We start from the raw sequence: 19,792 nt of genomic DNA, 5'->3' as shown, positions 1-19,792 counted from the left end.
GTTATTTCTTTTTTTTCTTTTTAGAAGTTTTTTCTCGATCTAATTTAGCATCAATAATCTGCATCGCTTCTTCAAGAGAAATTGTTTCATAGTCATACTTTTGACTTAGTGGCGCCTTAGCTTTCCCTCTCTGCAAATATGGACCCCATCTTCCTTTCAGTACTTCTATATTCTCAGATGTATTGATATCTGAACCAATTACCCTGAGGGGTTTATTTTTTTCAATCAACTCGGCAACCAACTCAACGGCTCTATCGAAAGTAATATCAAAGATATTATCAGCCTTGGGTATGGATTTAAATTTACCATCATGGCTAATATAAGGTCCAAAGCGACCAATATTTGCAACCATAGGTTTACCTGTTTCTGGGTAATCTCCTAAGGTCAAAGGGAGACTCATTAACTGTTTTGCGACATCCTCGTTGATGCTGCTGATAGAAATATTAGGGGGTATGGAAACTCGCTTGGGTTTAGTTTTGCTATCTTCTTCAGGCATGCCTATTTGCAGATAAGGTCCATAAGGGCCCTTGAGGAGCAATACGTCTTTGTCAGTTTCTTGATCATGAAAAACGACTTGTGGTTCATTCGCACCATCCTCTTCGTTAACATTACGTGTGTAATCACAATCAGGATAACCGGAACAACCGATAAACTTTCCCCTACGGCCAAGTCGAGAAAATAATGCTTGACCACATTTTGGACAAGACTCATTAATATCTTCTTGGGTGATGGCTGCTCGATCAATATTCTCTTTATCAGATAGCTGTTGATTGAAGTCCTGCCAAAAATTTTTTAAAATAGGAACCCACTCTTTGGAGTCAGCTGCTATGGCGTCTAGATCAGATTCAAGATTTGCAGTAAATTCATAATCAACATACTTATCGAAATGTTCGGTCAAAAATTTATTTACAACGATTCCTACATCGGTTGGAGTAAATCTTTTTTTATCAAGCAGCACGTATTCCCGATCTTGAAGAGTAGATATAATTGAAGCATAAGTGGATGGACGACCGATACCATATTCTTCTAAGGTTTTCACTAAACTTGCCTCACTGTATCGAGGTGGTGGTTCAGTGAAATGCTGTGATCCATAGATTTTTTTTATGGACAACTCTTCGCCAATCTCGAGATCAGGAATTTTTTTATCATCGGTATCATCTTCTTTATCATCATCTCCTTCAATATAGAGTGCCATGAATCCAGGAAAGCGTAATGTTTGACCATTGGCTCTAAAAATTGATTCACCTTTACCAACTTCAAGATCAATACTTACTGCATCAAATTGAGCAGGAGTCATCTGACAAGCAATAGCTCTTTTCCAAATAATTTCATAAAGCTTAAATTGTTCTGGTGTAAGAAATTGTTTGATTTTTGCCGGAACTCTCTGAATGTCTGTTGGACGAATGGCCTCATGGGCTTCTTGGGCATTCTTAGATTTTGTCTTATATCCAATTGAATTTGAAGGGAGGTAATTTTCATCATAGGTTGTTTTAATATAATGTCTAATCTGACCTAATGCCTCGTTGGATAAACTAAAAGAGTCTGTTCGCATATACGTGATCAGCCCGACAGTTCCCTCCGCTAATGAGATACCTTCATACAATTGCTGTGCAATTCGCATGGTTCTACTAGTGGTAAATCCCAATTTTCTTACAGCCTCTTGTTGTAATGTCGATGTTGTAAAAGGCGGTGCTGGATTTCGAGTTCTCTTCTTTTTATCCACCCGACCTACGCGACATTTACCCGATGATTTTAAAAGTAAGTCACCAACAATTTGTTCCTGATCTTTATCGGATGTGATTGTAAATTGCTCAACTTTTTTATTATTAAGTTGAATTAATTTTGAAGAAAACTGTGTCCCCTTTTTTAGTGCTTCCAGGTGAATGCTCCAGTATTCTTGCGATTCAAATTTCTGAATTTCAGCCTCTCTCTCACAAATTAATCTGAGAGCAGGACTTTGAACTCTCCCAGCTGAGAGGCCGCGTCGTATTTTCTTCCATAACAATGGAGATAAGTTAAAGCCAACAAGATAATCAAGAGCTCGTCGAGCTTGTTGAGCATTGACTAAAGACATAGAAACATCTCTTGGTTGAGTTATCGCCTGCTGAATCGCATCTTTGGTAATTTCTTCAAAAATAACTCTTTTAATTATTTTTTGTTCCGTAGAAATTTTTTTCGATTTAAGAATTTCTACAATATGCCATGAAATTGCTTCACCTTCGCGGTCTGGATCTGTTGCGAGGTATATTTCATCTGACTTCTTTGCAGCGGCAATAATGGCATCAAGATATTTTTTATTTCGATCGATAAGTGCATATTCCATTTCGAAAGATTCTGTATTAATTGCACCTGATTTTGGTAAAAGATCTCTTACGTGTCCATATGACGCTAGAACATTAAAGTCACTTCCGAGATATTTATTGATGGTTTTAGCTTTGGATGGTGATTCAACAATTAGTAATTTGCTCATAGTTTATCTTTCAAATCGAAAGAGCATCATAAATAGAAAAAATTAAAATGACAAGTTTGGAGAAATTAATGATTAGAAATATCGAAAACTTTTTTTAATTTTTTTAGATTTTTAAAATCATAGAGGTTTGTATCTGCAAGGTGAGAGGGTTCAACATTCATGAGTGATTGGAAGATGTTATTTAATCGCCCAGGTTGCTCTTTTTCCCATGAATTAAGCATAGACTTAACTTTATTTCTTTGTAAGTTTTCTTGTGATCCACACAAATTACATGGAATGATTGGATAATTCATAGTGTTGGAAAAAGTGATGATGTCCTTCTCTTCAATGTAAGCCAAAGGTCGAATAACAACATTAGTCTGATCATCAGATAATAATTTTGGCGGCATCGACTTTAATTTAGAGCCAAAAAACATATTCATAAAAAACGTTTCTACAATATCATTTTTGTGGTGTCCTAAAGCAATCTTATTAGCGCCAATTTCTCTAGCAATTCTGTAAATAATTCCTCTTCTCAGCCTTGAGCATAATGAACAAGTAGTTTTTCCTTCAGGTATTTTTTCTTTCACAATAGAGTAGGTATCTTCACTTATGATTTTGTAATCGACTCCATGTGTATTTAAATAATCTGGAAGTACATTTTCTGGAAACCCAGGCTGTTTTTGATCGAGATTCATTGCAATAATTGAAAAATCAATGGGGGCCCTTTTTTTGAGTGCAAAAAGAAGAGAGAGTAGTGTATAAGAATCTTTACCTCCGCTGAGACAAACCATCACAACATCTTTATCTTCGATCATATTAAAGTCTGCAATCGCTTTTCCAGTTGCAGAAATTAATTTATTTCTTAATTTAATGAAGTTGCCGCTGACGTTGGTAGGTAAAAAAGGATCTTTATTCATAATGAAAATGATCTGCCCCCATCCACTTCTAGAATATGCCCAGTGGTATAAGAGGCGCTAGTCAATAGATAAAAAATAGCTTCTGAAATATCAGTTGGATTACCCACTTTTTTTAATAATGTTTCTTTAATAACTTTTTCACGATAAGTTTTTGAAAATTCATTTTTATCATCAGGCCAAAGAATAGGTCCAGGCGCTACTGCATTTACTCTAATATTTGGGGATAACTCTTGAGCCAAAGAATGAGTTAAAGTTACCAACCCAGCTTTGGCTATCGAATAAATAATATAGCTTTTTTTAGGACTCTTAATATGAGTATCAGTAATATTGACTATCGATCCTTTAGTTTTTTCAAGGTAAGGCGCTGCATATTTAGCTAGAAATAGAGGAGCTTTTAAATTGCTCCCTAGCAGATCATTCCAGTCTGTAATGTTTAATTTATTTAATGGGGTAGGGTAATATGATGAGGCATTATTAATTAAAAAATCTAGTCTCTTAAAATGATCTGTTGTGAATTCAATTAAATTTTTATAGACATTTTCATTATTTAAGTCCGCTTGAAAAATTTCAGCTGAATTTCTTCTTTTTTTGTTTAATTTTACCTTTAACTTTTTCGCTTCGCTTTCTGACTGTCGATAGTGAATCAGAACATTCATCCCTTTACCATGCAAATATTCAGATATGTGAGCACCAATTCTTCTAGCGCCACCGGTAATGAGTGCAGTTTTATTTGTGATATTCTCTGACATTTACATATTATAAATGATGCACTTGGTTATTCGATGGTTTTATTGATTAAAAATGAAGTCTGATCTGAAAAAAAAGATTATTGAAACAATAAATAATGAAATGGATCGAGCCATTTCATTCTCAAAATTTATGGACATATGCTTATATGACTCAGCTAATGGTTATTATTCGTCTCAGTCTAATCAATTTGGGAAATATGGAGATTTTTATACAGCTCCGATGCTTGGCCAAACATTTGCGATTTCATTAACAAAGCAAATTGAACAATGTTTTGTAGATGTCGATAAAAATATTTTAGAGATTGGTTCAGGAAATTCTCAGCTAGCAATAGATATGATTCTTAACTTGAATCAAAGAGGTATTGAATTTAATAATTATTATATTCTTGAGAAAAGTCATGCATTAAAAAATTATCAACAGCAAGTATTACAAGAAAAATTAACTACTGAGTTATTTAAAAAAATAACATGGGTTGAAGAATTTATTGAGCAATTTAACGGTGTCATCATTGCCAATGAATTATTTGATGCAATACCTGCAGATGTTTTTGCTTCATTTGAAAACGAGATAATGGAAAAAAAGGTTGGTGTGGTTGATCAAAGCTTTACTTGGATATTGTCTGAAAATAAAAAGTATTTTGATTATGAAATAGCACTCGGTGATGGAATATTTGAGTTTGAATATTCTGCAGATTATAAAAAAATATTTTCTGAATTTTCTAAAGCTGAACAAATGGTGTGCTTTCTTTTTGATTACGGTATGGATGAAAGACAATTATTCCATTCAAGTCGACCTCGGGGAACATTAAGAGGTTTTAAGAAGAATCTTCTGAGCGAAAATATATTTCAAGACATTGGAGATCAAGATATTACATATCACGTAAATTTTACTCACTTAGCCTTTTTAACTCAAAAATTTAACTTAAATATTTTAGGATATACTCACTTAAGTCATTTTCTAAATAACTTAGGTTTAGAGATTGATGATGCTAATACAATTAATGACCATTTGAAATTATTAAGTGATATTAATTTATTGACAAGTCCAGCTGAAATGGGAGACTTAATGAAAGTGATGGCTATTTCAAAAAATTATCAATCCTCATTAGACGGCTTTAAAAATTTTGATAAAACTCACCTTCTATAAAGTATGGAATATAAACCAATTAGAACCTATGTAAAGAGGCAAGGGAGGCTGACTAAAGCGCAAAAAATTGCGATAGAAGTAAATGGCAAATCATTCTTAATAGAATTTAAAGAAGAGCTATTACAAGAAGAGCAATTATTTTTAACTGAACAACCTATTTGTTTTGAGATTGGTTTTGGGATGGGGGATGCAACTCATAAAATTGCGCAGAATAATTCTGATACCAATTATATTGTTACAGACGTTCATCAACCTGGTATTGGCAATTTAATTAAATTATCAAATGCAGATAATTTAACGAACATCAAAATTATCCCTCACGATGCGCTTGAAGTTTTGAGATTCATGATCAAAGATAGTTTTTTGTCAAAAGTTAATATTTTCTTTCCTGATCCCTGGCACAAAAAAAGACATAATAAAAGAAGGTTGGTAAATAGTGAAAATCTTAATTTAATTATCAGTAAATTAGTTGATGGTGGGATACTTCATATTGCAACAGATTGGGAACCCTATGCCCTAGAAATTATTGAAGCAATAAAAACAAGTGATAATTTAACATTAATTACAAATAACTTTCATGAAAGACCAGATTGCAGGCCAGAAACAAAGTATGAATCAAGGGGGATGCGGCTTGGCCATGAAGTTTGGGATATTTTAGCCACCAAAGGGTAGCCACTCAAGAAAAATATCCTCCACAGCTTCAAGTCCATCTTTTTTAAGGCTGGAAAAACTCTGAAAAGAGATGGGCACCTCAAAATTACAATTTTTTATTTTTTGACTAAATTTTTGTATTTCTTGATTGGCTTGATTTCTTGATAATTTATCTGCTTTGGTTAATAAGATATGGATTGGCTTCCCTGTTGGAATAAACCATCGAATCATTTGATCATCTAGTGGTGTTAGTGAATGTCTTATATCCATCACAATAATAAGGCCTACTAATGCTTGTCGTTTTTGCAGATAATGAGGCAAAACAATGTCCCAATGTTTTTTCATGTCAATATTTACTTTTGCAAAACCGTAGCCCGGAAGATCGACAATCTTGAAATTTTCACTATGATGTAATTGAAAAAAATTAATTAATTGAGTACGCCCAGGTTGTTTACTTACATAGGCTAATCGATTATGGTTCGCTAATGCATTAATAGCACTTGATTTGCCAGCATTTGAGCGACCAGCGAAAGCGATTTCAAATCCGGTATCTTGCGGTAGATCATCTATGAAATGAGCTGAGTGGATATATTTTAAATTATGAATTATTGACATTTCAACATCATATCAAACTACTATTGCGAAAGCTTTTAGTTTAATATTATGTTTCTTAAATCAATTACAATTTCAGGTTTATTATGTTTCAAAAATATTTAATTCTTACTATTACTTTAATTTTTGTGAATAGCGTATCAGCAGAATCTATAAATGTTGAAAAGATTGTTCAAAATGTCTGCGTTGCTTGTCATGCAATGGATGGCAATAGCATCATTGCTGCAAATCCAAAATTATCTGCTCAACATCAGTCGTATCTTTACAAGCAATTGATGAATTATAAATCTGGTGAGCGAGATAATGCGGTGATGGCTGGTATAGTCGCTAATTTATCTGAGGATGAAATGAAAAGTTTGTCAGAATATTTTTCTAAACAAGATCTAAAGTTATCCAAGGCAACTTCCAATGGTAAAGGAAGTCTTGGGGAAAAAATTTTTAGAGCAGGCATCAAGGAAAAGAAAGTTCCAGCATGCGCAGGCTGCCACGGTCCATCTGGTCATGGTATACCTTCAAAATTTCCTAGACTCAACGCGCAACATGCAGATTATTTAAAAACTCAATTACAAAACTTTTCTGCTGGACTTCGTGCAAATGATTCTGAGAAAGTCATGAGAATGATTGCAGAAAAATTATCAGAAAAAGAAATGGATGCGGTGTCTGACTATATCCAAGGTTTGAAATAATTACTCGAACATTTGTGAATATCTTTTGTCATTGTTAATTAATCATTCTTATTTAAATTTTTAGTGGCTAAAACAAGATCATTCATACATCTTTTGAGCACGATGCGCTTTGCTATCACTATGCTGAGTGTTGTAGCAATTGCATCAATTATTGGTACGGTTGTTAAACAAAGTGAGCCTTACAATAATTATCTCGTTCAATTTGGACAATTTTGGTTTCCAATCTTTGAAGTTTTTGATGTATACAATATTTACCAGGCCTTTTGGTTCCTAATAATTTTATTATTTTTAGTCGTATCAACTTCATTGTGTGTGTCGAGAAACTCCCCAAAAATAATTAAAGATATTCGTCGATTTCAAGGCAGCTTAAGTCATAGTTCTTTTAAAAAATTTAAAAATTATTATGAATTTTCTTCAGATAAGTCTTTAAATACTTTGACAGAGATATTAAACAAAGCAGGTTTTCGTATTAAGGCTAGTAAGGATAAGGATATTCTTGTAGCAAAAAAAGGTGACCTACAAAAACTTGGATACATATTTACTCATCTAGCCATCATTGTGATAAGCATTGGCGGTATTTTGGATGGAAATCTATACTTCAAGCTTCAGGAATCTTTTGGATTTAAAAAAATTGAATCAAGAAATCTTAAATTTAGTGAAGTGCCGGACGAGAGTCAGCTAGATATCAATAATTTTTCATACAGAGCAACGCTTTTATTGAATGAACAGGAAAAAAATAACAAGGCTCTGTTGAGAATAAAAGATGGTTATCTTGTTCAACATCTTCCATTTGAAGTTAAATTAGATAAGTTTCACATTGAGCACTACTCCACTGGTCAACCAAAAGCTTTTTTGAGTGATATTAAAATTCGTAAAGATGGACAAGAGTTTACAGAAACAATTTCTGTTAATAAGCCATTTACTATGGACGGCATAACGATTTATCAATCTGACTTTCAAGATGGTGGTTCCAGACTAGATTTAACGCTAATGGACTTATTTAATCGTTACCAACCCATAAACTTATCCTCTGAAGTGTATAAGCAAAATTCATTTAATACTGATCAGCAAGATTATGTTTTTGAGTTTGATGATTTTAGAGAATTTAATATCTTTCAGATTGAGAAAGACGGTAAATTAAAAACACAAAATATAGGTCCGAGCGTGGTGTATAAATTTAGAAACGCTTCTGGGCAAGCGGTGGAGTATCAAACATATCAAAATCCGATTCCCGAAAACGAAAAATTCTTTTTTATGAGCGGGGTGCGAGAAGATCTACAAAGTGAGCTCAAGTTTTTACGCATCCCAGCAGATAGCGATCTTTCGCTCCAAGGCTATCAAACGTTTTTAAAAAATATTCGATCAGAAGAATTATTGCTTAAAAATATAAACATACTTGCTGACCAAGCAAGTTCTCTCAATAGTGTTGAGGCAAGAGAGAATTTTAAAAAAAATACTCAAGATATATTTAATGTTTATTTGAAGAGTGGTTATTCTGGCCTTGCCAGAATGATTGAAGATACAGTTGCGCTGGAGAATCAAGAGTCCGTTGCAGATTCTTATATTAAGATCATTTACTTTCTTGCAGAGTCGATGAATCAGCAATTAATAATCAATAACACAGTAGAAAATGATTTTTTCCAAGATGCTTTAAATGCATATAGTGACAGTTTTTTTTATGGCGACAGCCCATTTCTCATTTTGAACGAATATGAAAAAATCTATGCCAGTGGAATGCAATTAACCAAAGATCCAGGGAAAATATGGGTGTATATTGGATCTTTATTTCTAGTGATTGGAATTTTTTGTATGATTTATGTCCAAGAAGTCCGATTATGGTTAATTCGAAAATCACCAAGGAAATATGCTGTGGCGATGGCATCAAATCGCGAACACATTGACTTCGATAATTATTGTAAAAATTTGACAGAAAAATTTAAGGCTAAGGAATAGAAATGATTCTAAATGTATTATTTATTTTATCTATTTTATTTTCAGGAATATATAGTTTTATCAATTTCAGGGAATTTATGGATGCATACGAAATAGCAATTCTTGTTTTTTCAGTCCCAGTTTTTATATGGCTTGGTTATTTTTGGAGTTCTTTTAGGAAATTATTTTTAGCGATTTTCTTTTTAACTATTGTTGCTGTAATGATCTTTCAAAATGATCTTCAAACGCAGGAGACAAATTTTTTCTTGAGATATTTCTTGTCAAGTCAATCCCTGATCATGTGGATGACATTTTTTTTCCCTTTGAGTCTGGCATCCTATTTATATTCATCAATTAAATCGGATCAATTTAGTGCGAACTTAGGGTCAAATTTTTCATGGATAGCGCTGACAGTAGGTTTTACTGGGCTGATGGTAAGATGGTATGAGTCATACCTTATTAGTCCCGATGTGGGTCATATTCCAATTAGTAATTTGTACGAGGTTTTTGTTTTATTCTGCTTAATCACAGGGGCAATGTATCTCTACTATGAGCAAAAGTCGCAAACTAAAAAGTTAGGTAGCTTTGTCTTGATCATTATTAATGCAGCTGTTGCCTTTATTCTGTGGTATACCTTTGCGAAAAATGCAGATGCGATTCAGCCTCTTGTTCCTGCACTGCAATCTTATTGGATGAAAATTCATGTCCCAACAAACTTTATTGGTTATGGAGCTTTTTCAATATCCGCAATGATCGCGGTAGCCTATTTATTAAGAAATCAATCTTTGATAAAAAATATTTTACCAAGTGAATACGTAATGGAAGATTTAATGTACAAATCGATCGCCATTGGGTTTATCTTTTTTACGATTGCAACTATTTTAGGAGCCATCTGGGCGGCAGAAGCATGGGGCGGTTATTGGTCTTGGGATCCAAAAGAAACCTGGGCACTCATTGTTTGGCTTAACTACGCTGCATGGCTTCACTTAAGATTGGTTAAGGGTTTACGAGGAGATATATTAGCTTGGTGGTCTGTGATTGGATTGCTCATAACTACCTTTGCTTTCATTGGTGTCAATCTATTTCTATCAGGATTACATTCTTATGGAGAGCTTTAAGCATATAAGTTTTCAACTTTAAAATAATGTAAAATATTTAGACTATGCAAAAAGATTTAATAGTCTCAATTAAAGATCTCGCTTTCGGCTATGCCGAAAGACAAATCCACAAAAAAATTAATATGAATTTCCATCGTGGCAAAGTTGTTGCCATTATGGGGGGCAGTGGCTGTGGTAAAACTACAATACTAAGGTTAATTGGTGGTCAAATCAAACCAACTTCAGGACATGTTGAAGTAGACGGACAAATAGTGCATGAACAAGGTCGAAAAGGCATTTATGAACTGAGACGAAAAATGGGAATGTTGTTCCAGCATGGAGCCCTCTTTAGTGACTTAAGTGTCTTTGAAAATGTGGCGTTTCCGATTAGAGAGCACACAAACTTAAGTGAAGAAATTATTAAAGATCTAGTCCTCATGAAACTGAATGCGGTTGGTCTTCGCGGAGCAAATCAACTAATGCCAACTGAATTATCTGGAGGTATGGCAAGAAGAGTTGCTCTTGCAAGAGCTATCGCATTAGATCCAGATATCATTATGTATGACGAACCCTTTGCAGGACTTGATCCAATATCAATGGGCGTCATATGTGATTTAATTAGAACGCTCAACGATGCTCTTGGAGCAACATCAATTATTGTAACTCATGATGTCACCGAAACATTTGCATTTGCGGACTATATTTATTTTATTGCTGATGGAATTGTTGCCGCTGAAGGGTCGCCAAGTGATCTTAAAAAATCTCAACTTCCTTTTGTGAGGCAATTTGTTCATTCGCAAAAAGACGGCCCTGTTCCATTTCATTATCAAGCTAATGATTATTTAAGGGATCTGAGGTTATAGATGTTAAATTTTTTTGAAAAAACTGGGGCTGCAATTCGATCAAAAATAACACGCTTGGGCACAGCAACTAGATTATTTTTCAGCATAATCAGTTATTCATCTGACAGTTTTAAAAGATTTAATCTCACGATTAGAGAAATTTATTTCACCGGTGTTTTATCCTTGGTCATTATTGTCGTGTCTGCATTTTTTGTTGGCATGGTATTAGGCCTACAAGGCTATTACACATTACAAAAATATGGATCTTCTGAAGCTATTGGAGTTCTGGTGGCTTTAGCACTTGTGAGAGAATTAGGACCTGTCGTAACAGCATTACTTTTTGCTGGCCGGGCTGGAACCGCGATTACTGCAGAAATTGGATTAATGAAAGCGACTGAACAATTATCGGCAATGGAGATGATGGCCGTTAGTCCGGTGGCTAGAATTGTGGCACCTCGTTTCTGGGCAGGGATTATTACCATGCCACTCCTTGCTTCAATTTTTTCGATGGTGGGTGTTTTAGGTGGATATGTTGTTGCAGTTCCGTTGATTGGTGTGGATGAGGGAGCATTTTGGTCACAAATGCAAGCTAACGTTGATTTTAATTACGATATTGTGAATGGTTTTATCAAGAGTGTGGTTTTTGGAATCGCATGTACAATTATCGCTCTCTTTGAAGGTTATGATGCACCGCCCACTGCTGAAGGGGTTAGTCGTGCAACAACTAGAACAGTAGTAACATCGTCATTAGCCGTCCTTGGATTGGATTTTGTGTTAACTTCATTTATGCTAACGGTATAGGTTGGGAGATTTTATGGATAGAATTAAATTAGATGCATGGGTCGGAATATTTGTTGCACTTGGGCTAATTGCTTTGATGGGTCTTGCAATGAAGGTTGGCAACTTAACATCTAATGATATAAAGACCACATACTATGTTACTGCAAATTTTGAAAACATAGGAGGCTTAAAACCACGAGCACCTGTAAAATCAGCTGGTGTAGTAGTGGGTCGTGTTGATTCAATTGTGTTTGATACAAAGATTTATGAGGCTATCGTTACGATGAGTATTGATGAGAGGTATGTTTTTCCAAAAGATACTTTTGCCAATATTTATACAGCAGGTCTTTTGGGTGAGCAATATATAGGTCTTGAAGCTGGAGGTGATCCAGAAAATCTTGAAGCGAATGACAAAATTATACAAACTCAAGATGCAGTTGTCCTGGAGAAGCTCATCAGTCAGTTTCTTTATAATCAAGCATCAAAGGAGGAAGAATAAATGAAGTTATTTAAATCATTTATTTTAAGTTTTTTTATCTTAATTTCATTTACAACAATGGCAGCTGATGGGCCTTTAGAGTTAGTTCACAAAACTGCTGATGATGTTTTAACCGTTTTGAAGTCAGATGACTCAATACAACAAGATAAAGAAAAAATTTATCAATTGGCTGAAGAAAAAATTTTACCGAATTTTGATTTAGATCGTATTTCAATGCTTGTCCTAGGTAAAGCATGGAGAAAGATTAATGAGGATCAACAGCAACAATTTAAATCAGAATTTAAAACCATGTTACTTAGAACTTATGCGGTTGCTTTGGGAAAATATAAAGACCAACAAATTGATTTTAAACCAATGCGAATGGAACCAACCGACAAACAAGCAACAGTGAAAACCCAGATTATTCAGGATGGAGCACAACCCATCTCTGTCGACTACACTTTGGCTAAAAAAGATGATCAATGGAAGGTGTTTGACATTGTGATTGAAGGGGTGAGTTTGGTGACTAACTACAGGTCTCAATTTGCTAGTGAAATAAAAAATAATGGAATAGATTCATTAATTTCAAAACTAGCAGAAAAAAACAACAAAGGCGACTGATGAAAATTAGTCAAAATACATGGATGTTTAATGGTGATTATACTTTTGCAGAGATTCCTAACCATATTAATCAATTAAATAAAATTGCAATTAAGCAGCCGATTACTTTAAATTTTTCTAAATTACAAAATATAGATACCTCGTTATTGAGTTTTATTTTTGAGATAAAGAGAAAAGCTAATTTATCAAATCAATCTGTTACGTTAATTAACATACCTAAAAACTTACTGAATCTTGCCTCATTGTATGAGGTCCAGAATTATCTTAAGTAACCCATAAAATAAAAATGAAAAAAGCAATTGTTTTTAAAAACATAAAAAAAACCTATGGTTCTTTTGAAGCCGTCAAAGGGATTAATTTATCGATCGAACAAGGCGAATTTTTTGGTCTCCTTGGTCCAAATGGTGCAGGGAAATCAACCCTGATTAATATGTTGGCGGGGATTGTTAAGCCGACATCTGGGACAATAAAGGCAATGGGTTTTGATGTAGAAAAGCAGTATCAAGAAGCTAGGCATTCTCTAGGCGTTGTTCCTCAGGAATTAGTATTTGATCCATTTTTCAATGTACGTGAAATGTTGAGATTTCAGGCTGGATATTTTGGTAAAGGTAAAGAAAATTTTGATTGGATTGATGAGATCTTAGAAAAACTAGATCTTCAAGAGAAAGCTTCGACAAATATGAGAAAGCTATCAGGAGGAATGAAAAGAAGAGCCTTGATAGCTCAAGCTTTAGCTCATCGACCCCCAATTATTGTTTTAGACGAGCCTACTGCTGGTGTGGATGTTGAATTGAGACAAAAACTTTGGACATTTATGAAAGAATTAAATTCGAAAGGTCACACCATTGTTTTGACTACTCATTATCTTGAAGAAGCAGAAAATTTATGTGGTCGAATAGCTATGGTCAATTATGGCAAATTAGTTGCGTTGGACAATACAAAAAAGTTAATTAGAAATAATTCGTCTAAGAATTTAAATATTAAAATTGATAGAAAAGATAAACAAAAAATACTAAAAATATTGAATGGATTTGATGTATTGATTGAGGAAGAAATGCTAACAATTACATTAGAAAAAATTGATGAATTAAATAGCATTATTACGTTATTAAAAAAAAATAAAATTAATTTTTTTGATATTCAAACCACTGAGCCTGATCTAGAAAAGGTATTTTTACAAATTACAAAAAAATGATTCATTGGAAAATACAATTAAAAGGCGCATGGACTCTTTTGAAAAAAGAGTTGTTGAGATTTTGGAGGGTTGTCTTTCAAACAGTTGCAGCGCCAGTCATTACCGGAATCTTGTATTTACTTATTTTTTCTCATGTCCTGGATAGCAGGACAGAGGTTTATGAAGGAGTGCCATACAGTGCATTTTTGATTCCTGGATTAATAATGATGTCATTATTGCAAAATGCATTTGCAAATAGTTCTTCAAGCTTAGTCCAGTCCAAAGTTATGGGTAATATTGTATTCATTCTTTTAACCCCATTAACTTACATGCAATTTTTTGTTGCCTTCTTGATTGCATCGATCGTTAGAGGTTTATTTGTTGGCCTTGCCATTTATTTGCTAGCAATAATTTATATTGATTTACCATTAATGCATCCATGGTTCATTGTTTCATTTTCAATTTTAGGTGGAGCATTACTTGGTACTTTTGGTATTTTAGCTGGAATTTGGGCTGACAGATTTGATCAAATGGCTGCCTTCCAAAATTTTGTAATTATGCCATTATCTTTTTTATCGGGCGTTTTTTACTCGATCCATTCTTTGCCACCAATATGGCAAAGCATTTCAAAATTTAATCCATTTTTCTATATGATTGATGGATTCCGTTATGGATTTTTTGGGCAATCTGATATCTCACCATACATAAGCATGACGATTGTTCTAACTTTTTTTATAATACTTGCCAGCATATCAATTCGGCTTTTAAAAACAGGATATAAATTAAGAGGATAATCATGCATAAAGATGAAATAAAAAAGGTAATTGAAAAAGGCATTGATTGTCACCATATAAATGTTATGGGCGATGATGGAGCACATTTTGAGGCGCTTGTAATTAGCAATGAGTTTCTTAATTTAAATCGAGTCCAAAGGCATCAGTTGGTATATAAATCTCTTGGAGATTTAATGAACGAAAAGATACATGCGTTATCACTAAAACTGTACGATCTATCTGAATGGGATCAAATTAAAGGAGAATAAATAAATGAGCGCTCAAGAAAAAATAAAAAGTATGATTGATGAAAATAAAGTGATGTTATTTATGAAAGGGGATCGAAAATTTCCTCAATGTGGTTTTTCAGGAATGGCTTGTCAGATTCTTGATCATGTGGGCGTCGAGTATACGACCAATAATGTTTTAGAAGATAATGAAATAAGAGAGGGTGTAAAGGTATTTTCTAATTGGCCAACTATACCTCAACTCTATGTAAATGGAGAGTTTGTAGGGGGCGCTGATATTATGAGAGAAATGTTTGAATCAGGCGAGTTAAAACAGTTACTGGAACAAGTTGGATAAGTTAAAAATAACGGGAGGTTTTCCTCTTTATGGCGAAGTAGAAATATCTGGAGCTAAAAATGCCGCTTTACCGATTTTAATTGCTTCCATTCTATCTTGCGAACAGCTTCATATTTCAAATGTCCCAAAACTAAAGGACATCGATACAACCATTAGATTGTTAGACTTCTTAGGAGTCAGCGTTCAGCGGTCTGATGAAAATGTATCGCTAACAGCCAACAATATTACTAAAACTGAAGCTCCTTATGATTTAGTGAAAACGATGAGAGCATCGATACTGGTTTTGGGCCCTTTGTTGTCAAGATTTGGGCGAGCCCATGTCTCTTTGCCTGGTGGTTGTTCAATTGGAGCTCGTCCCGTAGATTTGCATATTCAAGCCTTAGAGAAAATGGGGGCTAAAATTTCCATCCATAATGGATATATTGATGCCAGCACAGAACATTTACCTAATAAAAAACTTATAGGTACAAAAATTTTTATGGATCAAGTGAGTGTAACGGGCACTGAAAATATCATGATGGCAGCATCTTTGGCTAATGGAAAAACATTTATTGAGAATGCAGCGAGAGAGCCTGAAGTAGAAGATTTGGGTAATCTTTTAATCAGCATGGGCGCCAAAATTAAAGGCTTAGGAAGTGATGTCATTGAAATTGAGGGTGTTGATGTATTGAGTGGAACAAGATATAAGGTAATGTTTGATCGAATTGAAGCGGGAACTTATATGGCTGCAACTGTTGTCAGTGGCGGAGAGGTTAAGTTAAGAAATGTTGACCCCAGAAAAATGGAATCTATTATTGAAAAGATCAAGCAAACGGGCGCTGATGTAATTGAGGCATCGGCAGAGATCACAATTAAAAAAGAAAACCAGCCAATACTTCCTGTGAATATAAGAACAGGGGTTTATCCACTTTTTCCAACTGACATGCAGGCTCAGTTCATGGCAATTAATGTTCTCGCGAATGGCCCATCAGAAATTACTGAAACGATATTTGAAAATCGATTTATGCATGTCCAAGAATTGGCAAGAATGGGAGCTAATATTGATGTTAAAGGAAACACTTCTTTTGTGAAGGGTGTTCAAGCCATTGATGGAGCTAATGTGATGGCGACTGACTTAAGAGCTTCAGCCTCACTTGTGATTGCTGGTTTAGCCGCCAAAGGGGAGACAATTATTGAGCGAATCTACCACTTGGACCGAGGTTATGAGAGAATTGAAGAAAAATTAAATAAGCTTGGCGCTAAAGTTGAAAGATTGAATTAAATGTTAACAATTGCATTATCTAAAGGAAGAATATTTCAAGAGACACTTCCCTTACTTCAAGGGGCTGGGATAGAGTGTAAAGAAAATCCTGAAACATCCAGAAAATTAATCTTAAATACAAATAATGAAAATATTAGATTATTAATTGTTCGAGCGTCAGACGTGCCAACATATGTGGAATGTGGAGGAGCAGATATAGGCATTGCCGGAAAAGATGTTTTGGATGAGTTTGATTCTGCCAATCTTTATCAAATATGTGATCTTAAAATTGCTAAATGCAAAATGATGGTTGCCGGACCAAAGAGTTATGACTATCAAAAAGCTATGCAGCAAAGATCAAGATTAAAGGTGGCAACCAAATACACAAAAATTACTAAAGAATTTTTTGCTCAAAAAGGAATTCATATCGATGTTATTAAGCTTTACGGATCCATGGAATTAGCTCCTCTTGTTTCAATGAGTGATTTGATTGTTGATTTGGTGAGTTCAGGACAGACCTTAAAAGCGAACAATTTGGTTGATTATGAAAAAATTTCTGATATTTCATCCCAGCTTATCGTTAACAAAGCATCATTAAAGTTAAAATTTGATGAAATACAACCAATCATTAATGCAATTAAAAATAGCGTCAAATGAAAATTAAAACCTTAAAGCTATCCGATAAAGATTTTTATCAGTCTTTAAAGAGTGCATTATCTTTTGATGAAGAAGATAACACTCAAATACAACAAACGGTAAAAGATATCGTTCAAGCTATAAAAACTAATGGTGATCAATCACTTTTAGAATTTACACAAAAATTTGATAAGTTGGATTTAACGAATCCAAGCGATCTAGAACTCCCAAGAAATATTCTTAAGGAAGCTTATGATTCATTAGACATTTCAACACAAAATGCTCTTAATGAATCTGCACAAAGAATTAAAAATTATCACGAAAAACAAGTACAAGACTCATGGAGCTATCAAGAAGAAGATGGGACCGTTCTTGGTCAGAAAATTACAGCTCTGGATTCAGTTGGACTATACGTTCCTGGTGGTAAAGCATCATATCCTTCTTCAGTTTTAATGAATGCAATCCCTGCAAAAGTTGCAGGTGTAAAAAATCTTGTCATGGTTGTACCAACACCAAATGGTGATAGAAATGCATTAGTTTTAGCAGCAGCTTACGTGGCTAATGTTGATAGGGTATTTACTATTGGCGGTGCACAAGCTATTGCCGCACTGGCTTATGGTACCAACACAATTCCTCAGGTTGATAAAATTGTTGGCCCTGGGAATGCATATGTTGCAGAGGCTAAGAGGGTGGTTTTTGGAACAGTAGGCATCGATATGATTGCTGGCCCCTCAGAAATTTTAGTCATTACTGATGGAAAGACAAATCCAGACTGGTTAGCGATGGACTTATTTTCTCAGGCTGAACATGATGAGTTAGCTCAAGCAATTCTCATATCATCCGATCCGAGTGTCTTTGAAAAAGTCATGTTTAGTATTAATAAGTTGATAGATACAATGCCAAGAAAAGAGATTATCTCTACTTCACTTCAAAATAGAGGATTGTTTATTGAGGTTAATAATTTAGATGAAGCGGCCGAGGTGTCAAATTATATTTCACCAGAACATTTAGAATTATCTGTGCAAGATCCTGAATTGTTGCTAACAAATATTAATCATGCAGGCGCTATTTTTATGGGAATTAATACTTGTGAATCTGTTGGAGATTATTGTGCTGGACCGAATCATGTATTACCCACTTCCAGAACGGCAAGATTTTCTTCACCTTTAGGCGTATATGACTTTCAAAAAAGATCAAGCATTATTAATCTATCATCCAGAGGAGCATCAACTCTGGGAAAAATTGCATCAGTAATGGCTGAGGGTGAGGGATTATTCGCTCATGCTAGGTCTGCTGATTATAGAGTTAAATCTGATGAGTAAATTTTGGAGCCATTTTGTTAAAGATTTAGATCCCTATATCCCAGGTGAACAGCCTCAAGGTGAGATAAGATTAAAATTAAATACAAATGAAAATCCTTACCCACCATCACCCAAAGTTATCGAAGAGATCCAAAATCATGGAGCAGACCGAATAAATCTATACCCAGATCCAGAGTCTAATATTTTAAGAAGTACAATTGCAAGGTACCATGATGTCGATATATCTAATGTTTTTGTTGGCAATGGTTCTGATGAGATTTTGGCTTTTATTTTTTATGGTTTTTTCAAAAATAAAAAGAATTTGCTATTTCCTGACATCACTTACAGTTTTTATCCGGTTTACGCGAAGTTATTTGATATTAGTTATCAACAAATTGCATTAAATGATGATTTTGAAATAGATTTATCTTTGTACCACAACAAAAATGCAGCAGTCATTTTTCCTAATCCAAATGCGCCAACAGGTATTCCAATCTCCGGAAAAAAAATAGAAAGTTTTGTGCAAGAAAATCCATTATCCATCATTGTTGTGGATGAGGCCTATGTTGATTTTGGAACAGACTCCTCTGTACATTTAGTCAAAAAATATAAAAATTTATTGATCACAAGATCGATGTCAAAATCCAGATCTCTGGCAGGACTAAGGGTTGGTTATGCGGTTGGGGATGCCAGTTTGATTGATGGATTGATAAGAATAAAAAATAGCTTTAATTCTTACCCTCTAGATAGAATTGCCCAAAAAGCATCTGTGACCTCTTTTCAAGAAGATAGCTACTTTAATGAGACGTGTAAAAAAATTATTGATACAAGAAATAGCTTTACAAAAGCTTTAGAAAGTCTTCAATTTGTTGTATTACCATCTGGTGGCAATTTTATTTTTACTCACCCCCCATCGCCATTATCTGCAAATATAATTTACTCTCAATTAAGAGATGTTGGTGTTTTGATAAGATATTTTCATCAACCTGAAAAATTGAAAAATTTTTTAAGAATTACAATAGGGACTGATCAACAAATGGATTTATTTCTTGATGAGCTAAAAAAAATAATAAACCATTGAAATAATTTGTTTAATATAAGTTAAAATTTGTTTAAAAA

At 34.2% G+C, this 19,792-nt stretch carries 22 protein-coding genes; 18 read left to right on the top strand and 4 right to left on the bottom strand.

What is annotated here, in order from left to right:
* Window position 1: 1 nt before the first annotated feature.
* The 3 genes from topA to QFA95_RS06195 all read right to left on the bottom strand — a co-directional run bounded on the left by topA (window position 2) and on the right by QFA95_RS06195 (window position 4,118).
* Complete coding sequence (gene topA, locus QFA95_RS06205; protein WP_486462654.1) at window positions 2-2,470, bottom strand: type I DNA topoisomerase; 2,469 nt, start codon at window positions 2,468-2,470, stop codon at window positions 2-4.
* 65 nt (window positions 2,471-2,535) lie between these two features.
* Window positions 2,536-3,369, bottom strand: coding sequence for a tRNA 2-thiocytidine(32) synthetase TtcA (gene ttcA, locus QFA95_RS06200; protein ID WP_486462653.1), 834 nt, complete (start codon window positions 3,367-3,369; stop codon window positions 2,536-2,538).
* The gene (locus QFA95_RS06195; RefSeq protein ID WP_486462652.1) at window positions 3,366-4,118 is read right to left on the bottom strand and encodes a pteridine reductase; all 753 of its coding nucleotides are present in this window, start codon (window positions 4,116-4,118) and stop codon (window positions 3,366-3,368) included. Before QFA95_RS06195 ends, ttcA begins: the two co-directional genes overlap by 4 nt.
* Window positions 4,119-4,170: 52 nt before the next feature.
* Between QFA95_RS06195 and QFA95_RS06190 the strand changes: the two genes are divergently transcribed.
* Complete coding sequence (locus QFA95_RS06190) at window positions 4,171-5,265, top strand: class I SAM-dependent methyltransferase (protein ID WP_486462651.1); 1,095 nt, start codon at window positions 4,171-4,173, stop codon at window positions 5,263-5,265.
* Between the two features lie 3 nt (window positions 5,266-5,268).
* Window positions 5,269-5,937: a tRNA (guanosine(46)-N7)-methyltransferase TrmB gene (gene trmB / locus QFA95_RS06185; RefSeq protein WP_486462650.1), complete on the top strand. Its 669-nt coding sequence runs from the start codon at window positions 5,269-5,271 to the stop codon at window positions 5,935-5,937.
* On the opposite strand, the gene yihA is transcribed toward trmB, so the two are convergent.
* Window positions 5,920-6,531 (bottom strand): ribosome biogenesis GTP-binding protein YihA/YsxC, encoded by a 612-nt coding sequence (yihA, locus tag QFA95_RS06180; RefSeq protein ID WP_486462649.1) that lies wholly within the window; start codon window positions 6,529-6,531, stop codon window positions 5,920-5,922. The genes trmB and yihA overlap by 18 nt on opposite strands.
* 83 nt (window positions 6,532-6,614) lie before the next feature.
* Here yihA and QFA95_RS06175 point away from each other — a divergent pair, with 83 nt between their 5' ends.
* From QFA95_RS06175 to hisC, 16 genes are all read left to right on the top strand, one after another.
* Window positions 6,615-7,214 (top strand): c-type cytochrome, encoded by a 600-nt coding sequence (locus QFA95_RS06175; protein WP_486462648.1) that lies wholly within the window; start codon window positions 6,615-6,617, stop codon window positions 7,212-7,214.
* A 63-nt stretch (window positions 7,215-7,277) separates the two neighbouring features.
* Entirely contained in the window at window positions 7,278-9,167 is a 1,890-nt protein-coding gene (locus QFA95_RS06170; protein ID WP_486462647.1) for a cytochrome c biogenesis protein ResB, read from the top strand.
* Between the two features lie 2 nt (window positions 9,168-9,169).
* Window positions 9,170-10,264 (top strand): c-type cytochrome biogenesis protein CcsB, encoded by a 1,095-nt coding sequence (gene ccsB / locus QFA95_RS06165; protein WP_486462646.1) that lies wholly within the window; start codon window positions 9,170-9,172, stop codon window positions 10,262-10,264.
* Between the two features lie 44 nt (window positions 10,265-10,308).
* A complete protein-coding gene (locus QFA95_RS06160) occupies window positions 10,309-11,106 on the top strand; it encodes an ABC transporter ATP-binding protein (protein ID WP_486462645.1) in 798 nt (265 codons plus the stop codon).
* Window positions 11,107-11,886 (top strand): lipid asymmetry maintenance ABC transporter permease subunit MlaE, encoded by a 780-nt coding sequence (gene mlaE / locus QFA95_RS06155; RefSeq protein ID WP_486462644.1) that lies wholly within the window; start codon window positions 11,107-11,109, stop codon window positions 11,884-11,886.
* 13 nt (window positions 11,887-11,899) lie between these two features.
* Window positions 11,900-12,364, top strand: coding sequence for an outer membrane lipid asymmetry maintenance protein MlaD (mlaD, locus tag QFA95_RS06150; RefSeq protein ID WP_486462643.1), 465 nt, complete (start codon window positions 11,900-11,902; stop codon window positions 12,362-12,364).
* The gene (locus tag QFA95_RS06145) at window positions 12,365-12,964 is read left to right on the top strand and encodes an MlaC/ttg2D family ABC transporter substrate-binding protein (RefSeq protein WP_486462642.1); all 600 of its coding nucleotides are present in this window, start codon (window positions 12,365-12,367) and stop codon (window positions 12,962-12,964) included. It abuts the gene before it with no gap.
* Window positions 12,964-13,236, top strand: a complete 273-nt coding sequence (locus QFA95_RS06140) for an STAS domain-containing protein (protein ID WP_486462641.1) — start codon at window positions 12,964-12,966, stop codon at window positions 13,234-13,236. Before QFA95_RS06145 ends, QFA95_RS06140 begins: the two co-directional genes overlap by 1 nt.
* 14 nt (window positions 13,237-13,250) lie before the next feature.
* Entirely contained in the window at window positions 13,251-14,159 is a 909-nt protein-coding gene (locus tag QFA95_RS06135; protein WP_486462640.1) for an ABC transporter ATP-binding protein, read from the top strand.
* The gene (locus QFA95_RS06130) at window positions 14,156-14,932 is read left to right on the top strand and encodes an ABC transporter permease (protein ID WP_486462639.1); all 777 of its coding nucleotides are present in this window, start codon (window positions 14,156-14,158) and stop codon (window positions 14,930-14,932) included. Before QFA95_RS06135 ends, QFA95_RS06130 begins: the two co-directional genes overlap by 4 nt.
* A 2-nt stretch (window positions 14,933-14,934) precedes the next feature.
* Window positions 14,935-15,180, top strand: coding sequence for a BolA family protein (locus QFA95_RS06125; protein ID WP_486462638.1), 246 nt, complete (start codon window positions 14,935-14,937; stop codon window positions 15,178-15,180).
* 4 nt (window positions 15,181-15,184) lie between these two features.
* The gene (grxD, locus tag QFA95_RS06120) at window positions 15,185-15,496 is read left to right on the top strand and encodes a Grx4 family monothiol glutaredoxin (protein WP_486462637.1); all 312 of its coding nucleotides are present in this window, start codon (window positions 15,185-15,187) and stop codon (window positions 15,494-15,496) included.
* The gene (murA, locus tag QFA95_RS06115; RefSeq protein WP_486462636.1) at window positions 15,489-16,757 is read left to right on the top strand and encodes a UDP-N-acetylglucosamine 1-carboxyvinyltransferase; all 1,269 of its coding nucleotides are present in this window, start codon (window positions 15,489-15,491) and stop codon (window positions 16,755-16,757) included. The genes grxD and murA overlap by 8 nt, the downstream gene beginning before the upstream one ends.
* The gene (gene hisG / locus QFA95_RS06110; protein ID WP_486462635.1) at window positions 16,758-17,393 is read left to right on the top strand and encodes an ATP phosphoribosyltransferase; all 636 of its coding nucleotides are present in this window, start codon (window positions 16,758-16,760) and stop codon (window positions 17,391-17,393) included.
* Window positions 17,390-18,694 (top strand): histidinol dehydrogenase, encoded by a 1,305-nt coding sequence (gene hisD / locus QFA95_RS06105; protein ID WP_486462634.1) that lies wholly within the window; start codon window positions 17,390-17,392, stop codon window positions 18,692-18,694. Before hisG ends, hisD begins: the two co-directional genes overlap by 4 nt.
* Window positions 18,687-19,754, top strand: coding sequence for a histidinol-phosphate transaminase (hisC, locus tag QFA95_RS06100; protein WP_486462633.1), 1,068 nt, complete (start codon window positions 18,687-18,689; stop codon window positions 19,752-19,754). Before hisD ends, hisC begins: the two co-directional genes overlap by 8 nt.
* The last annotated feature ends 38 nt before the right edge of the window (window positions 19,755-19,792 follow it).

The sequence above is a fragment of the Candidatus Methylolitoribacter marinus genome (genome assembly GCF_051853155.1).
In the GTDB taxonomy this organism is placed as follows: Bacteria; Pseudomonadota; Gammaproteobacteria; order Burkholderiales; family Methylophilaceae; genus BACL14.
Note: the sequence above shows the minus strand (reverse complement) of the source record. Positions and strands in the feature narration are given on the sequence as shown.